Here is a 20456-nt window from a genome sequence, read left to right on the forward strand (position 1 = left end):
CCTCCCCTTCACATTCTGATCAAAGCAGTTCCTCAAGTTCCTTTTGACTGTAACGGCCGTCAATCCCCGGCTTTGTCCGCAGATAATCCAAAATGTCTGAATCGGCAAGATCGACTGTTGTTTCTAAGCCTTGAATAATCATACTTAAATACGCATCTGACGGTGCATTAACTGAAACATCTAAATCGCGTCCTGATGTAAATGTGAATATGGGATAGCCATCTTCCTCACCTAAGTAAAGAATCGTCCCATACCATGAATCACGCAGGGTTTTCGACCCGTCTTTAATAATAGCATCAAAATTGACCGCCAGATCCAAACCGTCATTTTCCTGTTCCACGACGTCTTTGAATTGTTCCTCTGTTACCAGATATTTGGTGCTGTACGTGTTACAGTTTTCGTTACGATCCAAGCCTATAAAAGCCGCACCACCGTGCTGCCACCGATCAGATTCCCCGGCAAAATATAATGGGTAGTTCATGACGTGCGTTCGCTCTTTAACTGGGAGCGACTGATCACGGCAGCCATCCTCTACCTTGTCCGAGCCTGGTGGTTGTCCGCCTTTAATATAACATAGAAATCTGTCCCGGTTTAAATTAGAGCCGAAACTCGCATACCAGACTAAATGATTATCTTGTGACGATTCCTGAATGATAATCACCCCCTTAGGTATTTGTACACTTCATAACAAATGATTTAAACAGTTCCAGCATTGTCGGATTAACACGCGCCATTGCCTCTGGATGCCATTGAACACCCATAAAAAGGGGTACAGCGGCGGCATCACTGGATTCGACTGCTTCAATCATGCCATCGGGCGTTTTAGCCGTCACTTTCAAACCAGAAGCCAGTTTGTTAATGGCCTGATGATGGTGACTATTAACCCGAATTCCTGTAGAATTTGTGATCTTCTGCAGCCAGCTTCCGGATTCAATTTGAATATCATGTGTCGCTTCATATCTTTCTGCCAGCTGATAATGCTGGATGGCTTGTGGAAACCACGTCCCAATATCCTGAATAACCGTCCCCCCTAAAGCAGCATTTAACAATGTAATACCTCTGCATACAGCGAAGATCGGCTTTTTTTGTTCTTCTGCACAATGAACGAGCGCTATTTCTGTATTATCCCGATTCACATTCGTTTTTTGTAACTGAGGATCAGGGTTTTCCAGGTACGAATTTGGATCGACATCCTCACCACTGCTTAAAATCAAGCCGTCACACATCGACATCCATGTCTCAGGCATATCGTCAGTACCATTTGGAATGACAATCGGAACACCTCCAGCCTGTATGACCGTGCGGATAAATCTCTCATGCACATTAAGACTCTTAATCGTATTATGACTGACAATCGAACTGGTAATGCCTATTACAGGTTTGGTAAACTGTTGCATTTGGCCGCTCCTTCTAGGTTGCTCATTTAAGTCTATAACCGTTATTCTTAGCAGCCAGTTGATAACTATGCAAACCAAATTGCCATCGGCGTATGCCAGTCGTATTGTCATTCATAACCGGATTTTTATTTTTATTCAGATAATTTTAACCCTTATTTTTACATAAATGCTAAGAGAATGCAACTTGGAAAATAGTCGGACCTGTTGCCCCTTTATTTTCAGCTTAAACGATTATTTATATAGGAAGTCTCACAGGAACCTTTTACAAATCAGCAGAAACAGCACAGACCATAAGCTTGCGAACCGTTCTGTCAGCATTTGGCCGATGGTATGTTTCTCAATTTTGTTCTATTTGAACAAGGTGTCCACGAGTGAGCAGCTTCCAGAAAATATACTGTCATGAAAAGGAGGAATTACTAATGAAATTATATTTAGATCCAGGACACGGCGGCTCAGATGCAGGTGCTCATGGCAACGGGATGAATGAAAAAACGTTTAATTTGGATGTTGCCCGCAAGATCCGTTCCATTTTAACAAGTCACTACCCTGACGCCCATGTACGCATGAGCCGCTCTGACGATACGACAAAAAGTCTCACGGAGCGGACAGATGAAGCAAACGACTGGGGGGCTGACTACTTTTTATCCATTCATGCCAATTCATTTAACGGATCGGCTGATGGCTATGAAGATTATATTCACAGCAGCTTAACTGATTCTTCAACCACAGCGGCTCATCAGAACACAATGCATGAGAACCTTTTAAAGGTGAATCAGCTGCAAGACCGTGGTACAAAAAAATCCAATTTTCATGTGCTGCGTGAGTCGACTATGCCGGCTCTCCTGACGGAAAATGGCTTTATTGACAACCCAGAAGATGCGGCATTAATGAAAGATTCAGCCTGGCGGCAAACAGTAGCACAAGGACACGTTAATGGACTTGCTGCGATCTTTAACCTGAAACAGACAAAAAAAACGAAAACATTTTATAAAATCATAGCCGGGTCCTTCAGATCACAGTCCAATGCCAAAAAACGGGCTGATCACCTGAAATCAAATGGATTAGAAGCCTATATTGCGGCAGTCACGATTTCTGGTGAAACATGGCACCGTGTTCAAGCTGGTGCTTTTGCTAAGTGGCAGAATGCGGAGAAATACCTGCAAGTGGTAAAAGCCAACGATGTCAGTGATGCCTATATTATAAAGGAAACCAGCTGATCCGGCTATTTCCGGTTCAACTGGCTTTCTAACAGTCGGCCGCGCTTTATCTCGCCGGGCTAACATGCCAGTCAACCGGCGCGCGGCCATTTTCTTTCAAAAACTGATTTGTGCGCGAAAAAGGACGACTGCCAAAGAATCCTTTATGCGCAGAAAACGGACTTGGATGAGAGGATTTAATGATAAGATGCTGCGGCGCGGTAATAAGTGACTCCTTAGCCTGGGCGTGTCTTCCCCAAAAGATAAATACAACCGGATCTGTTTTCGCATTCACCTGCTGGATCACTTCATTGGTAAAATGCTCCCAGCCCTGGCCGCGATGAGATGCTGGCTTTCCGGCTCGTACCGTCAGCACCGTATTTAAAAGAAGGACACCTTGTTTCGCCCAGTCGGTTAGACATCCATGCTCTGGTATAGGCAGACCGATATCATCGTTCAGCTCTTGATAAATATTTTTCAATGATGGCGGTATGGTGACATCCGGCTGAACAGAAAAACTCAAGCCGTGTGCCTGATTGGGCCCATGATATGGATCCTGCCCGAGAATAACTACTTTCGTATTCTGATAATCCGTATAATGCAGCGCATTAAAAATATCATACATATCCGGATAAACCGTGTGTGCACCGTATTCTTGTTTTAAAAACGAACGCAGCGTTAAATAATAATCTTTCTGAAATTCTTTTTCCATGATTGGCGCCCAATCATTCGTTAAAATAGCCACATTGTCAGCTCCCAACAATCTAAAAGAATCTTTAATTATCATATCACGGCAGTGTACAGCTGAAAATGACCTGTGAATAAGTTAACTAAAAGCAGCGTCACGGACAGCTGAATCTTATACCTGATGCAGCACACCTCAAGAACGCTGAATTGCTTGTGTCGTTGCTGTATAAACGCTTGTCCGGATTAAGTCCTCCAGCGCGACGAGAGCATTCTTTGACAATGTTTCGCCCTGTTGCACAGCGGCTGCCGCAAGCCGGTCAAACGTGTTAGCTGAAGAAGGGAAATTTCCATTTTCCGCGCGGACAGCCAATTCCTGCAGCACATAAGTTTTGACCTCAGCTGCGGCCGCCAACATCTGGATAAGTGTTTCATCAGCTAAATGCCCATTGATAAACAACCAGAGAATGACGCTCTTTTGCTCTCCGCCTCCGCTGGCTGCAGCAACCGTGAAAACAGAGATGTATTCGTTTTTTCGAAAAACGGAGACAGCTTGCCCGGGCTGAACACTTGTCGCCATACTGACTGTGCGTGACGAGTCAAACTGGTATTCATCCAGATATTCCTGCATGTCCCGCTCAGTATCTGGACAAGCATGACCCGCTGACATGTGGCAGTTCACAAAATATTGCTTCCAACCGATGCCAGAACCCCATGCACCAAGTGCTAGTGTTCGCAATGGGGCTGGTGCAGCAAGAACAAGATGATCTGACTGTATATGCAAAAAGGAAGAATCAATGATGACAGTGTCTGTCGCTGTGTCAGCAGCATCTGGCAGCAAATGAATTTGTGGTTTTGCAATAGCCGGATGCGGATGCTTCGTCACATCTGTTTGATAAACGTCTTGAATCAAATCCTCTGCCAACACGCTATCCGGTGTATCCAAGGCCTGCTTTTGGCCCTCATGCAGCAGTAACAAACGGTCACAGTACAAACTTGCCAGATTAAGATCATGAAAAATGGATACAACTGTCAGGCCATCTTCATTTACGTCTTTTTTTAATAAATCGAGCAGTTCTTTTTGATAAGCCAGGTCGAGATGATTCGTCGGCTCATCGAGCAGCAATAAATCTGGCTGCTGGGCTAAAGCCTGAGCAAGAAACACACGTTGCTGCTCGCCGCCTGATAATGCCTGCACATCTTCATGCTCAAATGCTTTAGTCGTTGTCTGTTCCATGACTGTCTGAAGCACTTGTTCATCCTCAGCTGTCCAGGTTTGAAACATCCCCTGATGGTGGGCATATCTCCCCAATGCCACCGTTTCCCGGACCGTATAGGAAAATACTTGAGCTGTGAACTGAGGAAGAACAGCCATTCTTCGTGCCAGTGCCTTTCGTGAAAAGCTGGCTATACTCACATTCGCCAGCTGAATAGAGCCAGATACAGTGGGAATAAGGCCGCTAATCATTTTTAACAGCGTTGTTTTTCCGCTGCCATTCGGTCCCAGTATCCCAAAAAATTCGCCACGCGTTACAGAAAAACTGAGATCTTGAATAATCGGCTGATCATCATAACCACCCGAAACATGCTGCAGGTTTAACATGACATCCTCCTTCTTTTGCTGTGCCTTGTTTTTGTGTCATGCCAATGGTTACTTTTGACGTTGGTTCATTAAAATAATCGCAAACACGGGAGCTCCTATTAATGCGGTGATCACACCAATTGGCAGAATCGTTGGTGATATAATCGTCCGGGATATCAGATCCGTCAGTATTAAAAAACCAGCACCAATAATGACTGAGAGAGGCAGCAAATGAACATGATCAGGTCCCCATAACCGTCGTGTTAAATGGGGAATGACTAATCCAACAAAACCAATGGCTCCAGAGACAGCCACAGCCGCACCAGTAACGATCGACCCAGCCACAAGAATCATCAATTTGCGTTTTCCAACATCAACACCTAAATGCTGTGCCCTTTCTTCACCAAAGGACATGGCATTTAATTCACGGGTGTTCATTAACAGCAGACAAACTCCCAAAATAAAGAACGGAACCATAATACCAATGTAACGCCAGCCACGGGAGGAGACGCTTCCAAGCAGCCAGCCCATAATCTGCTGCAATTGGTCATCTGTCAAGGCAATAATTAACGATATAAAAGCCCCCAGAAAGGAGCTGAATATAATTCCTGTTAGAATAATTGTTTCCACGCGCATCGACCGGTCTACACGACGTGCAAAAAACAGGACAAGCAAAATCGTAAGTAAAGCAGCCGCGATGCTAAGCACAGGTAACGTATAAAGTCCGAGAAAAGGGATTGACACGTTAAAAAACAAGGTAGCTACAGCACCTACAGAGGCTCCAGATGAAACACCTAAAATATACGGGTCCGCGAGCGGATTTTGCAAAAGTCCCTGAAACGCCGCCCCGGCAATCGCCAGAGATGCTCCGACAAGTCCTGCAAGGAGCACTCTGGGCAAACGGATTTCCGAGATAATATTCACATACATTGGGTCAATATCATCAGCTGCCGGCAAACGGAAAATCTGTGCACCAATTATTTTAATAATATCCAAAACCGGGACCGATACAGTGCCAACAGACACAGCCGTCAGAACCGCTATCACTAAAAATGCTAGCGCCAATCCATAGGCAACTAAATGTTTATTCCTTAAAAAGTTCCGGATAGACAACCTTAGCGATCTCCTTTGCACCGTCGACTAATCGAGGCCCGGGACGACTGACAATATCTGAATCAATCTGATAAACCTGATCATTTTTAATGGCCGTCATGTCCTCCCAGCCGTCTCGATTGGTTACTTGTTCGACAGGATCATTATCCGTTCCATATGTCGTTATAATGACATCCGGATCAAGTTCCACAACAGCCTCTGGGTCAATCTGCGTCCAGCCATCCTGATCTTTGGAAACATTATCAGCATTCACAACGCGCAGCAGATCATTGAAAAACGTATTTTCACCCGCCGTAAACATGTCTGGTGCAGGTGCTACCTCAAAAAAGACAGACTTCCGCTCATCATCACTGATGGAATCGGTTTTATCAATCAGCGAAGCAAATTCCTCTTGCATATTGCTGACAATATCCTCAGCTGTCTCTTGGGTACCCGTAATTTCACCGATTTGATTAATCGTATCATACGTTTCGTCAATTTGCTGCGCACCCTGAACAACAAATACATTAATATCCGCATCCCGGATCTGTTTTAACGCTTCTTTAAAATTTTGTTCAGCAGAAGCGTGGGCCAGCACTAGGTCTGGTTTAAGACTTATAATCTTTTCCACATTCAATTCCATACCGCCCACTTTTTCTTTTTCCTGTGCTTCTTGAGGATAATCATCATTATCTGTTACGCCAACAATTTCATCCTCTAATCCGAGCGCAAATGCAATTTCTGTGTTGCTTGGAATTAATGAAACAATCCGTTCAGGTTTCGCCTCAATCGTCATCTCATTATCAAGTGCATCTGTTACCGTTAACGGAAAATCGGAATCGCCTGCATCTGTCTGCGTCGCGTCTTCATCTGCATTTTCTGTCCCCTCATCTGCAGTAGAATCCCCTGCACTGCAGCTGATTAACAGCCCCATCATAACCATCACTAATAATGTAAAGGCCAAATTTTTCTTCACGTTAATCCCCCTTAATTTAAATTAAAACAAATAAAAAACCATCTTCACGAAAAATGAAGATGGTTATGTAAAAGGGCAGTTTGATATACCTGTCCCTCTACACCCTCCTATTCCTCGCAGGCTCTGGTGTTCAAAAGACAACAGGCAGGTCTCCTGGCTCATGGTCATCACTCACTGCACCTTCCCATACATTCACATGTCAGTGGTATCGCAGCTCGCTCGCAAACACAGTGGCGGGACCGCGCTGGCCTTTCACCAGCTTCCCTTTCAAGATTTCACAAAACGAAATCACCTGTGCCCAAAATGAAATTATTTTCTGACTCTATTATACATCTTTACAAGGTGCCTGTCACTTCCCGGTTTTTGTCGATCAGCAAAATTGATCTGTATGTATAATGAATTCGATTAGTTAAGCGGGATTAATCGTTTCATGTTATAATGGTGACAAACGAATTGGAGGGTCCAAAAATGGCAATAAACTACGAAAAACGGCTAATAACCTTGCAAAACAGCCTGCAGGAGCAGAAAATTGATGTAGCAATCATCACTGACCCGGCCAATGTTTTCTATTACACAGGGTTTAATTCTGATCCGCATGAACGTTTTATGGCACTGGTATTAGATGGCCGTCAGCAAACATCCAGACTGTTTGTTCCAGCATTGGATAAAGAAATAGCCGACAATGAATCAATCATTAAAACAATTATTCCGATTTCTGATGAAGAAGACCCATTTGATAAGCTGCAAGCAGAACTGGGAACAAACATTCAGCAGATTGGCGTTGAGATGAATGTAGTCAGTATGTTCCGTCATCGCCGCTTACAGGATGTTTTTCCTGATGCGTCTTATACTGATATCCAGCCACTGGTAAACAAGCAACGGCTCAAAAAAACCAGAAGTGAAATTGATCTGATGCAGGAAGCTGTAACCATCAGCGAAAAGGTCCTTACTGAAGGAATTAAAAAGGTTAAAATCGGTATGACAGAAGCGGAGCTGGCTGCTGAGTTAGAATACCTCATGAAACAGTTTGGGGCAGCGGGGCCTTCCTTCTCCACCATCGCACTTGCAGGTGAAAAAACAGCCATGCCGCATGGCACACCAGGAGACCGCGCATTTCAGAATGGTGACTTTTTACTGATTGACTTCGGCGTTGTGACAAATGCAGGCTATTGTTCCGACATGACACGGACTTTTGTTATCGGTGAAGCATCCGAGGAACAGCGCAACATTTATAACATCGTGCTAAAGTCCAATCAAGCTGGCATCAATGCTGTACAAGCCGGTGTTCCGCTTAAAACGTTCGACATTGCAGCGCGAAACGTTATCGACGACAGCGGCTATGGCGCGTATTTCAATAACCGCGTCGGCCATGGACTTGGCATCGGACTGCATGAAGAGCCATCCTTGCATGAAAATAATGAAGCTGCAGCTGAAAATGGACTCATGTTCACAATTGAACCCGGGATTTACATTCCTGACTTCGGCGGTGTTCGCATTGAAGACGAGGTCTATATCAATGAGAACGGAGAAGCAGACGTATTGACCACATTCCCTAAAGAGCTGCAAGTTCTATAAACTATTTGAATGCTGGTTAGACTAACCCAGTCAATAAACTAAGCGTGGCCCTCACGATCATCAGTGAAGGCCACGCTATTTTTGTTTTCAACAGCCGTTTAGTTTCCAGTCATTTTCGTCTAAATAAAACATTTAAACCCAGCTCGTTTATATGAGCCTGGGTTTAATCGTTCGCCAAGTATGTTGTAAATCTGGGCTGTTATATTTTCCATGAGCTTTGCATCAGCGGTATATATGAAGACCTACGCTTCTGTTTTAGCAAATCTTACTGTAGCCAATACAATAAACACAGCTGCAATCCCAAGAACGATCAGGATATCGCCTGTGAGTGAAATCGTATGTCCAAATAAGTCTAAGTTAAGTCCCATCGCTTCCTGCATCGGCTCACTCAGAGTACCTGGCTGTAATACAACATTCTTGAGCATATCAACCGAATAAGTTAACGGATTAATTTTAACGATAACATCCATCCATGCCGGCATTCCATTTAATGGGAACAGTGCACCGGACAAAAACAGCATTGGGAATAATAGAATTTGGGATACCATTTGGAAACCTTGTGCTGAATTTAACAGACTCGCTATCAGAAGGCCAATTGATGACATGGTAAAGCCAACGAGGAACATAATTGGAATTAATTTCACAACCATGAGAAAGCTTATTGAAACACCAATAAATGGTACGAAAATAAGCATCATTAATCCTTGAATAACGGCTACCGTTGTACCTCCAAGTACCTTTCCGATCGCAATTGATACACGGGACATAGGTGATACAAGGATTTCACGCATGTAGCCAAATTCTTTATCCTGCACAACCGATAGCGCTGAAAATATCGAGTTAGTAAACACAACCATTCCGATAATACCCGGAAACATAAACTTGACAAAGTCAAAATCAGCCAGAGGTCCGCCACCGCTGCCGCCAATCATTGATTGCATTGCGCCACTCATGCCGCTTCCAAACAAAATTAAAAACATAAATGGCATAGCAAATGATCCCAGTAGTCGGCTTATATCACGGAAAAATTTAATGACATCACGCTGCCATACAGCCAGAATGCCTTCCATCAGTTTGTTCCTCCTTTCGTCTGTTCAGCAGGCTGTGCTGCTTCTTCCCGGATGCCACGTCCCGTTAAATGCATAAACACGTCATTTAGCGTTGGACGTCGCAGATTAACGGTCAGAATTTCTACCGTGAAATCTTTTACAAACTGCACGAGAAATTCACTTCCATTGTTTATCTGGAACGTTAGCATACCATCCTTTTCTTTGACCTCTAACCTATAGTCAGCTTCGATTGTTGCCTTTGCTTTTTCATTATCGGCAGTCTCAATTTCAATAATATCGCCACCAACATCTGTCTTCATTTTTTCCGGAGAATCCAAAGCAATCACTTCCCCATGATCCATGACAGCTATACGATCACAAAGTTCTGCTTCGTCCATAGAATGAGTGGTTAAGAAAATCGTAATCCCTGCTTTTTTCTTTAATTTCAGAATATAATCCCAGATATGATTACGTGTATTCGGGTCAAGACCGACAGTTGGCTCATCCAGGAACAGAACCCTCGGATAATGCAGGAGCCCCCGCGCAATTTCCAGCCGGCGTTTCATACCACCCGAGAATTTTTCTGCAATCTTATAGCGGTTTTCTGTTAAGTCAACAATTTCTAATACTTCTTGAATACGTTCTTCCCGTTTCTCCTTAGGAACATTGTAAAAACGACAATGAAGTTTTAAATTTTCATTAGCGGTTAATTTTTCATCAAGTGTTGACTCCTGAAATATTAAGCCAATACTTCCCCGTACACGATCTTTCTCAGAAGCAACATGATAACCATTGATAATGGCATCACCACTGGTTGGCTTGTTAATGGTTGACAGCATATCGATCGTGGTGCTTTTACCAGCGCCATTCGGACCGAGAAAACCAAATATTTCGCCCTTCTCAACGGAAAAATTGACGCCCTTGACAGCTTCTTTATCTTTATAAGTCTTTTTCAAATCATTAACTTCCACAATTGTCTCCATGCGGCTCCTCCCCTTCCTCAGTCTGTATATTTCTATTTAACACATCTTTCATTAACTGCAAACCACTGATAATCTGTTCAAGCTCATCATCCGTGGCGTTCCGAACCATACGCTCCATCGTCCCATCAAGATTGGCGCGCAGGGAGTCTTTCCAGTCGAGCGCTCTTTGCGACAAAATTACCTGCACAACGCGCTTATCTGCCTGCTTTCGCTGCCTGGTAATAAAATCGTTGCGTTCCAGCCGATCCAATATACTCGAAACAGTACTGGCAGCCAAATGAAGATCCTGACTGATATCACTCACCATACATCCATTATGATTATATAAATAATGCAAAATCATCATTTGGGGCGGTGTTAAGCCTACTTCCTGAAATGACTGGCGCATGCGCTGATTTAACACACTGTTTATTTCACGGAAAAGCTCAGCCGTTTGCATGCCTGAGCGTGAGAATTCACGGTGTTCCATACCCGTTTCTCCTTTTCGTACACGAATATTTCGTACACTAAATAATTTACCATATTAACAGACTAAGATAAACCAAAAAGCGCTATTTGGTGTGTTCATTTTAGATAGACTTTAAAGCAATTCATTATTCCGTTGATATATTAACTGTTTTCCGATCCATCCTGCTATGCAAAGAGAAGCATTAACCGTCGCTGAACTTTTAAAATTTGCCATGCCATAAAAAAACGGCCCCTAGTAAGGAGCCGTTTTTATGATTATGCGACAACATCATAACCCTGATCTTCAATAGCTTCATGCATAGCAGCAATGCTTACAGCCGCATCATCGTACGTAACATCAACTTTTCCTGTATCGAGATGCACCTCAGCACTCTGAACGCCCTGCAAATTTTCCAACGCACCCTTTACGGCGCTTTCACAATGTTCACAAGTCATGCCCTGGACATTAAGTGTTGTTTGCATATCTAGTCACTCCTTTTAAAGATAATAATATAGGAAGGTTTTCCAAATAACTGGCTTTTCCCTAAAAATCACTCTCATTGTACTAAATTTTAGCAGTGCCCGCTAACCAATTTCAATTAACAAGCATTACTAGCGTTACAGGATCTCTTTATAACTTATGTCTTTACTAGTTAACACGTTTCATACACACTCATAAGATGCCCATTGTTACCATTTAACGGTCAAACTTATTGCATTATAAAGATTTATGACTTTAGTTGTTTTAGCAGTTGTTTTGATGGCAGCCCTTTATTTCTCGACTTCACCATTCCAGGCCAGCATGCCACCGTCAACATTGGTAACATCATAGCCCTCACTTTCAAGATAATCACTTGCTTTGCCGCTGCGGCCGCCTGAGCGGCAAACCATATAGTAATGACTATTTTCATCCAATTCATTAAGACGATCCGGGATGTCATTTAAGGGTATATGTTTGGCACCTGGAATTTTCCCCTGTGCTACCTCATCATCCTCACGTACGTCAATAACATTCACGTTTTCTTTATTCTTCATTTTTTCTTCTAACGTTGTCATATCAATTTGTTTCATAATGTGGCCTCCTAAACTTGAGTTTATACAGGCTTTCTGCAATTTCCATCTTATCATGGCACTGTCTAAAGTGACACGTATGGTTATTCAAGTATCACTTTGACCAATCCACCATTCTAATTGATCATCCCTAAGCTGCCGCTAAGTCTTATGATAGAGGATGGAATGCCATTTTTCCAATATCTTGTTTCATATTTGACATAACAAAATAAAATAAGTTGTCTTTAAGGCATTATTTCCCGGGGAATGTTATCGAAGTAACTGAAAATTACGTCTTTAATCCCCGAAGCTATAGGCACAGCAAAATTATAGCGCCGTACAAAAAGGCTGATTACGTCAAATCAGCCTTTTGATGTACCCTGGTTATGTCTTTATACTATCCAAAATTGATAACACTTGCTTTTTCTCGTGTATATTCGAGCACCGTATCGGTACCGTAGCCACTGCCCTTAAGGCCTCCAAAAGGCAAGTCTGGTCCAACCATTGCATACGTATTAACCCATACACTGCCAGCCTCTATCTTTTCCACCATGTGGTGGGCTCGCTGCAGATCATTGGTCCAAACACCTGCAGCAAGTCCATATTCCGTATCGTTAGCTATTTGTATAGCCTCAGCCTCATCATCAAACGGAATGGCTACTGCAACTGGCCCGAAAATTTCTTCCTGACAGATACTTAACTGATTGCTCTCTGTTTTAAACAAGGTCGGTTCAACCCAGTAACCATCCGCAAACACTGGCTGATCGGGTAATAGCGTCTCGCCGGCGCTTCGGCCTCCAAAAACGAGTTCCGCGCCTTCCTCCAATCCCCTCGCCAAAAAAGCACGCACTTTATCATATTGCGGCTTGTTTGCTACTGGTCCCATGTTATTAGCTGTATCCAGTGTATCTCCAAATTTGACAGCCCCCGGAGAGGTCATTTTCGTTTTGAGAAGGGCTAACATTTCTTCAAAAACTGAACGCTGAATCAATATACGAGAACCAGCGGCACAAATTTGACCAGCATTTGGTGTATAAATTCCATTTAGGACGCCGTTTGCCGCCTTTTCCAAATCCGCATCAGCAAAAACAATATTGGGCGATTTTCCGCCCAGCTCAAAAATCAATGACTTCGGATCGGAAGAAGAGGCATGTGCAATGGCCTTTGCTGTTGGTTTAGAACCAGTAAGACTGACCTTGTTCACTTTTTCATGACTGACAAGTGCATCGCCTATGTCGCGGCCTAAACCAGAAATCACATTGATAACACCAGGAGGCAGAATGTCTGAAAGAATCTCGCCATAGCGAAGTGAAGCTACAGCGGCCAGTTCAGATGGTTTTATAATGACCGTATTTCCTGCTGCCAGTGCATAAGCGGCCTTAATAGTGAACGTAAACAATCCGGCATTCCACGGGCTGATTCCCAGAACAACCCCATAGGGGACCCCTGGCCCAGCCATCAGAACCGGCCAGCGTTTCATCCCACTCAAGATATTCCCACGATCCGACCAGACCATCACCCTGAAGCTGTTTCTTCAGCAAGAAAGGTATTCTCCTTTAAGAGAACCTTAATTTTTTGCACTGACGTGTTCAGTAACTGTGGGTTTCTCAAAACCCAATGCTGTGACATGGATGATTGAATCAAATGCGTATATTTCTTTAAAAAGTATGCCGTAATTCCTGTTGCAATACGGTTAAATACATCGTCTCTTGCCTGAGTACGAATTCTGGAAAAAATCCCCTGATTTTGCTGATAGGATGTTTGCGATATTATGAATGACTCACCTTCCTGTTCATGACTAAACAATCGCAAGTCATCTTTCGCGCCAGAAATAACGCGTTTTGCATAGCGTTTCAAATAATCCTGTTTTTCATGGGAGTTATAGATGCAAAGGATATGAAAAGGATAAATCCGGTTCATAACACGTCCCTCAAAGTTTGCAGAAATGTTCATCAAGGAAGTACTGACATCATCCGTATCATGCAACATACGTCCTCCTCATCTCGAATTATTTTATTTTATATTAACATAACCATTTGAATTTTTCCACAACTTAAGAAACATAATGAGAAGCTTTACTAATGTAGTTTGCTTATTACATTTGGCTGCCATAAACGGCACTACAATAGCACCGCATACAAGCAAATGTTATAAAGAAAGTGAAAGGTTTTATTCCGACGAGGCCTTCTCATCACGAAAAGTTACTTCTCCGTTAGCAAGCGAGTCAACTATGGCCAGTGATTCCACCTGAATGCCGCGGCTTCTCAAAATGGCGCCGCCGTCCTGAAAACCTTTTTCGATAACAATGCCAATCCCAGCAAGTGCCGACCCAGCCTGCTCCAGCATAGAGACCATTCCGAGCACTGCCTGGCCGTTAGCAAGAAAGTCATCAATAAGCAAAACGATATCATCTTTGGAAAGATAGTCTGTGGATACAGAAATCTGGTTTGATTCCTGTTTTGTAAACGAATAGACGTCCGCACTATAGAGGTGATCTGTCAACGTGAGGGACTTGCTCTTTCGGGCAAAAACAACCGGAACCCCCAATGACAGTCCTGCCATTACCGCAGGTGCAATGCCTGACGATTCGAGCGTCACGATCTTTGTAACACCTTCATTGGCAAAACGAGAGGTAAACTCTTCACCTATTTCCTGCATCATTATTGGATCAATCTGATGATTTAAAAACCCATCAACCTTTAACACAGATTCGGACACAACAACGCCCTCGTTCTCAATTTTTTGCTTTAATCGCTGCATGATGATCACCTTTCTGCAATCAGTATTTTAGTTGTCCCGCTAAGCAACAGCTGCCCCAATAAATAAACCCGGAAAACAGGCTTCCGCTCGTCTATGAGGAAAGCTTGTTTTCCGGGTTTAAACAATCCGAAACAAGATAAACGCCAGCTATATTGATAACGGCACCAGTACGACGCTTTCTTTCATAGTCAGTTCATTTACGGTGAACCGGTAGAAACTTGCAAGCCATATCCCTGCTGATATATGAAATGATACTTTTCAATTAATATGTAAATTGTAACACGGTGAACTGCAAAATCAACCCCAGCCGAAACAATCGTGCTTGTTAAACGATGTTGTTTGAAACGCCATTCGCTGCTATATAAGCTCTTTCTTATGCGAGAACAGGCATTTCGTCTATAATGACTATTAACGACATTGTTATATCTAAAAAAGGAGCATGTGCTATGAAAGCAGTTGTTATAGAGCAATATGGAAAAGCAGAGGAACTTATAGAAAGAGAGATGCCAAAACCAGAAATCAGTGAGAATCAAGTGCTGGTTGAACTTTATGCGACCTCCATTAACCCAATTGACTGGAAAGTCCGTGAAGGCTATATGAAAGACACAATTCCTTTACCGTTTCCTGCAATACTTGGCTGGGACGCAGCTGGTGTTGTTCGTGATACCGGAGCAAATGTGACAGACTTCCAAGCAGGCGACGACGTATTTGCCAGACCAGCTATGGAAAACGGGACATATGCTCAGTATGCAGCCATCGATGCCAATTTGCTAGCCAAAAAGCCTGCTGATATCTCCTTTCAGGATGCGGCAGCTGTCCCGCTGGCGGGCTTGACAGCCTGGCAATGTCTAGTAGACTTTTCCGCGATTCAATCTGGCGATAAAGTCCTCATTCACGCAGGTTCCGGAGGTGTTGGCAGCCTGGCAATTCAAATTGCTAAAAGTTTTGGTGCGTATGTTGTATCCACCGCAAGCGGCAAAAATGAAGCCTTACTGAAATCATTAGGGGTCGATGAATTTATTAATTATGAGCAAACTGATTTTGCCGATGTTGTCCAAGACGCCGATATTGTGCTCGATACACTCGGGGGTGACATACTCGAAAAAAGTCATGACATTCTAAAAGCCGGAGGACGCCTGGTGTCGATTGCCGGTGAACCTGATCAGAGACGAGCGGAAGCCAATCAGCTGAAAGCCGACTCGCTGTGGCTTAATCCGAATGGAAAACAACTCGCTCAATTAGGACAATTGATGGAACAAGGTGAGGTTAAACCGATTATAGGTCATACCTTCCCCTTGACACAGGAAGGTTTGCGTGAAGCGCATCGGCTGAGTGAAACACACCATGCCAAAGGGAAGATTGTCATTACTGAAAAATAGTGCCTTAATCGCACCAGTCGTTTTTCAATGTAAATATGAGATGAGTATGTATGTGAAAGCAATTGCCATAGATCAATACGGGGCGAGAAGAACAAATGGAAAAATAATCATCAAAACGAAGTAGACGAATCACTTAATAAAAGCAGCCGCTCCCCTCTATGTGGGAACGGCTGCTCCTATCATTCTCGTTATTTATCTTAGCAAACTGCAACAATTAATAGACCGCTGACACGCTAAAGTCAATTATTTAACGCCCGTGGGAACAGCCAAACCTAATTCTTTAGCCACACGCTCGCCCCAATCGGGATCCGCCTTATAGAAGTGCTCAATTTGACGCAGTTTAATATCATCACGTGTAACAGGACGCATATGGTCGGCAAAGTTCTGCACGAGACGGGCTTTTTCATCTTCACTCATCAGACGATAAAGATCTCCCGGCTGTGTATAATGATCATCACTCGTATAAGAGACACTATCAGCCATACCATCGACATCAAAAGGACTAACATTTACTGAACGATCTTCAACCGGTCCATTAATCGTGTTTGGTTCATAAACCGGATCACCGCCACCGTTGCCATCTACAGCCATATAGCCATCACGCTGATAATGGTTCGTTTCGACTTTCGGACGGTTAACAGGAATTTGCTGATGATTCGTTCCTAAACGGTAACGCTGTGTATCCGAGTAGCTGAATAAACGGCCCTGCAGCATTTTATCAGGTGAGGTTTCAATACCTGGCACCAGATTTGCTGGTGAGAAGGCTGCTTGTTCAACATCAGCAAAAAAATTCTCAGGATTGCGATTTAATACCATTTTACCAACCTCAATAAGCGGATAATCCTTATGGGAAACGGTTTTGGTTACATCAAAAATATCCCATTTATACGTTTTGTAATCTGCATAAGGAATAATTTGGACATATAGTGTCCAGGAAGGACTATCTCCTTTTTCAATCGCATTATAAAGATCTTCCCGGTGATAGTCCGGCTCTTTGCCTGCAAGCTCATCAGCTACATCAACATCAAGACCTTTAACGCCCTGATCACTGATAAAGTGATACTTAATCCAGTATGCCTCACCTTGCTCATTGACCCATTTATAGGTATGGCTGCCATAACCATTCATGTGCCGATATGTGGCAGGGATGCCGCGGTCACCATGCAAATAAGTAATCTGGTGCAGTGATTCCGGTGACTGTGACCAGAAATCCCAGACCATATCTTTATCTTTTAATCCTGTGCGCGGATTCCGTTTTTGTGAATGGATAAAGTCAGGAAACTTAATCGCGTCACGAACGAAAAAGAGAGGCGTATTATTCCCAACCATGTCATAGTTGCCTTCATCAGTATAGAATTTCAACGCAAAACCGCGCGGATCCCGGACAGTGTCAGCAAAGCCCTGTTCACCGGCAACAGTAGAAAAACGGGCAAACATCTCTGTGCGCTTGCCTTTGTCACTCAGGAAATCAGCTTTGGTATATTTAGAGATCTCATCATTGGTTACTTCAAAGTAGCCAAAAGCGCCGGCGCCTTTAGCATGCACAACACGCTCAGGAATACGCTCACGATCAAAATGAGCTATCTTTTCCAGAAAATGAACATCCTGAACGAGCGTCGGGCCTCTTTCACCTGCCGTAATTGAATTTTGATTATCACCAACGGGGGCTCCGGAAGCAGTTGTGATACGTTTCTTTTCATTACCCATGTACTTGAACACCTCTCCCTAAATGATTTTCGACTGCTTACTATTATAATAGATATCTGGTTAAAGTCAATACTTTATAATAATCATTTTAAATAGCGAACGACTCCTAGCGGTCCAATTTATGTATCGCTGGTTTTAAGCTAACTATGAGGCACTCAGAACTAAAGTGTCATAAGTTCTTTGCTATAGCCATATCGCGAACAAATTCACGAAAATCAGCTAGCTGGAAAGCTCGCTCAACGTGAATTTCCTATCTTTAAAATATTGTAACACTTTTAGCTGATTATCACCAAACAAGTTATACTGAGAATGTTTATCAAGTTCGTCTGGCACTCTTAAATCCAGCGCAAGCGCGCATTTGTCAGTTAAAAAACAATTTAAAATAAAAGCACGCAAACTTCCTTTCATGATGCTCAGAAGCTGCGTGCTGATAACGTGTATTAAAAATGCTTATCATTCTGATTTAAGATGCCGTGCATTTAACATTGTCACTTGGACACAAAAGTATTCAAGTATTCCCAAAAACGCCATGGATACGCTTTGGCTTCGCCGCTATTTTGAATGCCAATCCGCGGTCCCGAAGCAATATCAGCTGCATCCAGACTTTTTCCACGAGCAATCCAGAGTGGATGCTGATCGAGTTTATGTCCATAATCATCCATCGTAATATTGAGTGCTTTGGTTAATTTACCAGGACCATTTGTCCAATGTTTTTTCTTCGTAATCTTTGACCGCCGCTGTGCTATGAGATCTTGCCCATAATAAGGTTCCACAGCCCGGATCAATACAGCTTCCGGTTCATCAGTGCCGCCGCTCACTATATTTAAAAGACAATGGGTATGCATTGTATACGTATAAACATAGCCGGCTTCACCAAACATAATCTCGGTACGTTTTGTACGGCGATGATTAAAACTGTGTGCCGCCCGATCATTGGGTCCTAAATATGCTTCTGTTTCCACAATATAGCCACCAGTCAGTCCCTCTTCAGTTTCCTTCAGCAGCATATGACCCAGCAGTGATTGTGCCAGCTGAAGAGTTGGCTCGCTATAAAATGATAAAGGCAGTGATTTTGGTCTCATATCCCGATTAAGCACCCTTTCACCTGTGTCTGGGTTGTACATGAATTTTGATCCACTAAATAACGTTAGCGTTTTTCCAGCAGATAATTAAAATTCAGCTTCTTATTTAATGCATGCATAATTGGCATCCCAATTGCCATAATACCAAATTCCCCTAAAGCCAATGTCAGCCAGGTGAACAAAAATGGCAAGTCAGCAGCCAGATAAAGTTCAAACGCTATGATAAACATCATAAATGTGAAAACAATTGTGTTGATGATAAACAGGGTCCACTTATGTTTTATAAATTTGGCCAAAAATATAACGATACTAAGAGACAGTGCTGTGTGGGCTACACCGAATGTTAAATCATAAATACCCGTTGGCGAGAACAAATTAGTCAAGAGGACACCCAGTACAATCCCGAAAAAATACTTTTTGTTGAATATCACGAGGTGATTAAAGATCTCAGGAATGCGAAACTGAATGCTTCCGAAGGCAATAGGTGCTGCAACCAATGACACCGCGACATATGCTGAGGCCACAAGCGCATTGGTGACTAGTGTTTTAATAGTCACGTTGGTCACTCCTTAGTTTTTGTGACGTGGGATGGTTTCGAACCACGGTTTGAAGAAATCCTTCAAAGCGAATCTATTATACCTGAAAGTTGTGACCATGTATAGTGCATCTAAGTCATTTGTCCATCCAGCCCAGAAGTAAATGGTTAAATTTCCCGTAAGTTATGACTGCCAAACCTTAAAATGAATGCTTTTAGTTTGAATAGATGCTAAAAGTGGCTACAATTGCATTTGACTAACAAGCTTACTTCCAGGAGGCTAAATTAATGGAGACCATTTTATTCATTGAAACAGGTATGGGTATCGATGTGCATGGCCAGGACGTCAATGTTGCATCAGAACGGGCTGTAGTCAATGCCATCCATTACAACTCCATGCCCGGTATCAAAAACATGCTGCCAGATCAGAACCTTGATAACATGCAAATCACTGTCAAACTTGCGATTCCTGAGGACCAGGATCAATTGGATGCAGCTAAAATCAAAACACTCATTCCATATGGAGATGTGACTGTTAATATCATGAACGGTGGTATGGCAACAACAAGCGGCATTTATTTAGAAGACCAGCAGGACAAAAATGATGTCATGTATATTGTGAATGCTGTAGTGGAAGTTGGCTGCTAGTGAACAGTCTTTATGTATATTTTGGCGTTTCCAGGGAATTATAGTATTAACTGTTTAAAAGAGGTGAATCCTTATGGGAATAGCTAATATCGGTATACCCGGTCTGATTCTGATTGTTGTTCTTGCACTGATCATTTTTGGACCGAAAAAATTGCCTGAAATCGGTAAAGCATCAGGACAGACACTGCGTGAATTTAAACAGTCTGCTGGTGATTTGGTTACAGATGACGATAGCCGGTCTCCTGCAGACCAGCAGGAGAAGGAGAAAACTGACAGTTAAGACTGCCTTTGTACTGATACGATCAAGCAGAATT

Annotated in this window: 22 protein-coding genes and 2 riboswitches; of the genes, 5 read left to right on the forward strand and 17 right to left on the reverse strand. The window is 43.0% G+C overall.

Going from position 1 to position 20456, the window contains the following annotated elements:
• Nucleotides 1-19: 19 nt before the first annotated feature.
• A complete protein-coding gene (locus tag ACFQU8_RS02890) occupies nucleotides 20-481 on the reverse strand; it encodes a hypothetical protein (protein ID WP_382357666.1) in 462 nt (153 codons plus the stop codon).
• 184 nt (nucleotides 482-665) lie between these two features.
• A complete protein-coding gene (locus ACFQU8_RS02895; RefSeq protein WP_382357667.1) occupies nucleotides 666-1397 on the reverse strand; it encodes a gamma-glutamyl-gamma-aminobutyrate hydrolase family protein in 732 nt (243 codons plus the stop codon).
• Nucleotides 1398-1816: 419 nt separating this feature from the next.
• Here ACFQU8_RS02895 and ACFQU8_RS02900 point away from each other — a divergent pair, with 419 nt between their 5' ends.
• Complete coding sequence (locus ACFQU8_RS02900; protein ID WP_382357668.1) at nucleotides 1817-2614, forward strand: N-acetylmuramoyl-L-alanine amidase; 798 nt, start codon at nucleotides 1817-1819, stop codon at nucleotides 2612-2614.
• 46 nt (nucleotides 2615-2660) lie between these two features.
• Here the strand turns inward: ACFQU8_RS02900 and ACFQU8_RS02905 are convergent, their stop codons facing one another.
• From ACFQU8_RS02905 to ACFQU8_RS02920, 4 genes are all read right to left on the reverse strand, one after another.
• Entirely contained in the window at nucleotides 2661-3338 is a 678-nt protein-coding gene (locus ACFQU8_RS02905) for a uracil-DNA glycosylase (RefSeq protein WP_382357669.1), read from the reverse strand.
• 135 nt (nucleotides 3339-3473) lie between these two features.
• Nucleotides 3474-4880: an ABC transporter ATP-binding protein gene (locus ACFQU8_RS02910; protein WP_382357670.1), complete on the reverse strand. Its 1407-nt coding sequence runs from the start codon at nucleotides 4878-4880 to the stop codon at nucleotides 3474-3476.
• A gap of 48 nt (nucleotides 4881-4928) precedes the next feature.
• Nucleotides 4929-5972: a FecCD family ABC transporter permease gene (locus tag ACFQU8_RS02915; RefSeq protein ID WP_382357671.1), complete on the reverse strand. Its 1044-nt coding sequence runs from the start codon at nucleotides 5970-5972 to the stop codon at nucleotides 4929-4931.
• On the reverse strand, nucleotides 5944-6927 hold the full coding sequence (locus tag ACFQU8_RS02920) for an ABC transporter substrate-binding protein (protein WP_382357672.1): 984 nt from the start codon (nucleotides 6925-6927) through the stop codon (nucleotides 5944-5946). Before ACFQU8_RS02920 ends, ACFQU8_RS02915 begins: the two co-directional genes overlap by 29 nt.
• Nucleotides 6928-7053: 126 nt before the next feature.
• Nucleotides 7054-7238: riboswitch (cobalamin riboswitch) on the reverse strand.
• Nucleotides 7239-7395: 157 nt separating this feature from the next.
• On the opposite strand from ACFQU8_RS02920, the gene ACFQU8_RS02925 reads away from it, so the two are divergent.
• On the forward strand, nucleotides 7396-8502 hold the full coding sequence (locus ACFQU8_RS02925) for a M24 family metallopeptidase (RefSeq protein WP_382357673.1): 1107 nt from the start codon (nucleotides 7396-7398) through the stop codon (nucleotides 8500-8502).
• Between the two features lie 242 nt (nucleotides 8503-8744).
• Here ACFQU8_RS02925 and ACFQU8_RS02930 read toward each other — a convergent pair whose 3' ends face one another.
• From ACFQU8_RS02930 to ACFQU8_RS02965, 8 genes are all read right to left on the reverse strand, one after another.
• Complete coding sequence (locus ACFQU8_RS02930) at nucleotides 8745-9572, reverse strand: ABC transporter permease (RefSeq protein ID WP_382357674.1); 828 nt, start codon at nucleotides 9570-9572, stop codon at nucleotides 8745-8747.
• Nucleotides 9572-10534: an ATP-binding cassette domain-containing protein gene (locus tag ACFQU8_RS02935; protein ID WP_382357675.1), complete on the reverse strand. Its 963-nt coding sequence runs from the start codon at nucleotides 10532-10534 to the stop codon at nucleotides 9572-9574. Before ACFQU8_RS02935 ends, ACFQU8_RS02930 begins: the two co-directional genes overlap by 1 nt.
• A complete protein-coding gene (locus ACFQU8_RS02940) occupies nucleotides 10512-11003 on the reverse strand; it encodes a MarR family winged helix-turn-helix transcriptional regulator (protein WP_382357676.1) in 492 nt (163 codons plus the stop codon). Before ACFQU8_RS02940 ends, ACFQU8_RS02935 begins: the two co-directional genes overlap by 23 nt.
• A gap of 254 nt (nucleotides 11004-11257) precedes the next feature.
• The gene (copZ, locus tag ACFQU8_RS02945; RefSeq protein WP_382357677.1) at nucleotides 11258-11464 is read right to left on the reverse strand and encodes a copper chaperone CopZ; all 207 of its coding nucleotides are present in this window, start codon (nucleotides 11462-11464) and stop codon (nucleotides 11258-11260) included.
• Nucleotides 11465-11752: 288 nt separating this feature from the next.
• On the reverse strand, nucleotides 11753-12052 hold the full coding sequence (locus ACFQU8_RS02950; protein ID WP_382357678.1) for a rhodanese-like domain-containing protein: 300 nt from the start codon (nucleotides 12050-12052) through the stop codon (nucleotides 11753-11755).
• A gap of 376 nt (nucleotides 12053-12428) precedes the next feature.
• Nucleotides 12429-13511: an aldehyde dehydrogenase family protein gene (locus ACFQU8_RS02955; protein ID WP_382357679.1), complete on the reverse strand. Its 1083-nt coding sequence runs from the start codon at nucleotides 13509-13511 to the stop codon at nucleotides 12429-12431.
• Between the two features lie 35 nt (nucleotides 13512-13546).
• Nucleotides 13547-14017, reverse strand: a complete 471-nt coding sequence (locus tag ACFQU8_RS02960; RefSeq protein ID WP_382357680.1) for a hypothetical protein — start codon at nucleotides 14015-14017, stop codon at nucleotides 13547-13549.
• Between the two features lie 183 nt (nucleotides 14018-14200).
• Complete coding sequence (locus ACFQU8_RS02965; protein ID WP_382357681.1) at nucleotides 14201-14791, reverse strand: xanthine phosphoribosyltransferase; 591 nt, start codon at nucleotides 14789-14791, stop codon at nucleotides 14201-14203.
• A 165-nt stretch (nucleotides 14792-14956) separates the two neighbouring features.
• A riboswitch (purine riboswitch) is annotated at nucleotides 14957-15058 on the reverse strand.
• Between the two features lie 179 nt (nucleotides 15059-15237).
• Here ACFQU8_RS02965 and ACFQU8_RS02970 point away from each other — a divergent pair.
• Nucleotides 15238-16170: an NADP-dependent oxidoreductase gene (locus ACFQU8_RS02970; RefSeq protein WP_382357682.1), complete on the forward strand. Its 933-nt coding sequence runs from the start codon at nucleotides 15238-15240 to the stop codon at nucleotides 16168-16170.
• Nucleotides 16171-16413: 243 nt separating this feature from the next.
• Here ACFQU8_RS02970 and ACFQU8_RS02975 read toward each other — a convergent pair whose 3' ends face one another.
• The 3 genes from ACFQU8_RS02975 to ACFQU8_RS02985 form a co-directional block, all read right to left on the reverse strand.
• Nucleotides 16414-17877: a catalase gene (locus tag ACFQU8_RS02975; RefSeq protein WP_382357683.1), complete on the reverse strand. Its 1464-nt coding sequence runs from the start codon at nucleotides 17875-17877 to the stop codon at nucleotides 16414-16416.
• A 488-nt stretch (nucleotides 17878-18365) separates the two neighbouring features.
• Nucleotides 18366-18959 carry a DNA-3-methyladenine glycosylase gene (locus ACFQU8_RS02980; protein ID WP_382357917.1) on the reverse strand — a complete coding sequence of 198 codons (594 nt, stop codon included), beginning with the start codon at nucleotides 18957-18959 and terminating at the stop codon, nucleotides 18366-18368.
• Between the two features lie 65 nt (nucleotides 18960-19024).
• Nucleotides 19025-19516 (reverse strand): QueT transporter family protein, encoded by a 492-nt coding sequence (locus tag ACFQU8_RS02985; RefSeq protein WP_382357684.1) that lies wholly within the window; start codon nucleotides 19514-19516, stop codon nucleotides 19025-19027.
• Between the two features lie 266 nt (nucleotides 19517-19782).
• Here ACFQU8_RS02985 and ACFQU8_RS02990 point away from each other — a divergent pair, with 266 nt between their 5' ends.
• Both ACFQU8_RS02990 and ACFQU8_RS02995 read left to right on the forward strand, forming a co-directional pair.
• Complete coding sequence (locus ACFQU8_RS02990) at nucleotides 19783-20142, forward strand: Lin0512 family protein (protein WP_382357685.1); 360 nt, start codon at nucleotides 19783-19785, stop codon at nucleotides 20140-20142.
• A gap of 73 nt (nucleotides 20143-20215) precedes the next feature.
• A complete protein-coding gene (locus tag ACFQU8_RS02995) occupies nucleotides 20216-20422 on the forward strand; it encodes a twin-arginine translocase TatA/TatE family subunit (RefSeq protein ID WP_382357686.1) in 207 nt (68 codons plus the stop codon).
• The last annotated feature ends 34 nt before the right edge of the window (nucleotides 20423-20456 follow it).

The sequence above is a fragment of the Lentibacillus kimchii genome (assembly GCF_042666895.1).
In the GTDB taxonomy this organism is placed as follows: domain Bacteria; phylum Bacillota; class Bacilli; order Bacillales; family Amphibacillaceae; genus Lentibacillus; species Lentibacillus kimchii.

Bases quoted from the DNA above. Each gene is read 5' to 3' on its own strand.
- ACFQU8_RS02940 (WP_382357676.1), bottom strand. From the start codon at position 11,003: ATGGAACACCGTGAATTCTCACGCTCAGGCATGCAAACGGCTGAGCTT.
- ACFQU8_RS02900 (WP_382357668.1), top strand. From the start codon at position 1,817: ATGAAATTATATTTAGATCCAGGACACGGCGGCTCAGATGCAGGTGCT.
- copZ (WP_382357677.1), bottom strand. From the start codon at position 11,464: ATGCAAACAACACTTAATGTCCAGGGCATGACTTGTGAACATTGTGAA.
- ACFQU8_RS02890 (WP_382357666.1), bottom strand. From the start codon at position 481: ATGAACTACCCATTATATTTTGCCGGGGAATCTGATCGGTGGCAGCAC.
- ACFQU8_RS02990 (WP_382357685.1), top strand. From the start codon at position 19,783: ATGGAGACCATTTTATTCATTGAAACAGGTATGGGTATCGATGTGCAT.
- ACFQU8_RS02935 (WP_382357675.1), bottom strand. From the start codon at position 10,534: ATGGAGACAATTGTGGAAGTTAATGATTTGAAAAAGACTTATAAAGAT.
- ACFQU8_RS02995 (WP_382357686.1), top strand. From the start codon at position 20,216: ATGGGAATAGCTAATATCGGTATACCCGGTCTGATTCTGATTGTTGTT.
- ACFQU8_RS02965 (WP_382357681.1), bottom strand. From the start codon at position 14,791: ATGCAGCGATTAAAGCAAAAAATTGAGAACGAGGGCGTTGTTGTGTCC.
- ACFQU8_RS02950 (WP_382357678.1), bottom strand. From the start codon at position 12,052: ATGAAACAAATTGATATGACAACGTTAGAAGAAAAAATGAAGAATAAA.
- ACFQU8_RS02955 (WP_382357679.1), bottom strand. From the start codon at position 13,511: ATGAAACGCTGGCCGGTTCTGATGGCTGGGCCAGGGGTCCCCTATGGG.
- ACFQU8_RS02910 (WP_382357670.1), bottom strand. From the start codon at position 4,880: ATGTTAAACCTGCAGCATGTTTCGGGTGGTTATGATGATCAGCCGATT.
- ACFQU8_RS02980 (WP_382357917.1), bottom strand. From the start codon at position 18,959: ATGAGACCAAAATCACTGCCTTTATCATTTTATAGCGAGCCAACTCTT.
- ACFQU8_RS02970 (WP_382357682.1), top strand. From the start codon at position 15,238: ATGAAAGCAGTTGTTATAGAGCAATATGGAAAAGCAGAGGAACTTATA.
- ACFQU8_RS02925 (WP_382357673.1), top strand. From the start codon at position 7,396: ATGGCAATAAACTACGAAAAACGGCTAATAACCTTGCAAAACAGCCTG.
- ACFQU8_RS02895 (WP_382357667.1), bottom strand. From the start codon at position 1,397: ATGCAACAGTTTACCAAACCTGTAATAGGCATTACCAGTTCGATTGTC.
- ACFQU8_RS02930 (WP_382357674.1), bottom strand. From the start codon at position 9,572: ATGGAAGGCATTCTGGCTGTATGGCAGCGTGATGTCATTAAATTTTTC.
- ACFQU8_RS02975 (WP_382357683.1), bottom strand. From the start codon at position 17,877: ATGGGTAATGAAAAGAAACGTATCACAACTGCTTCCGGAGCCCCCGTT.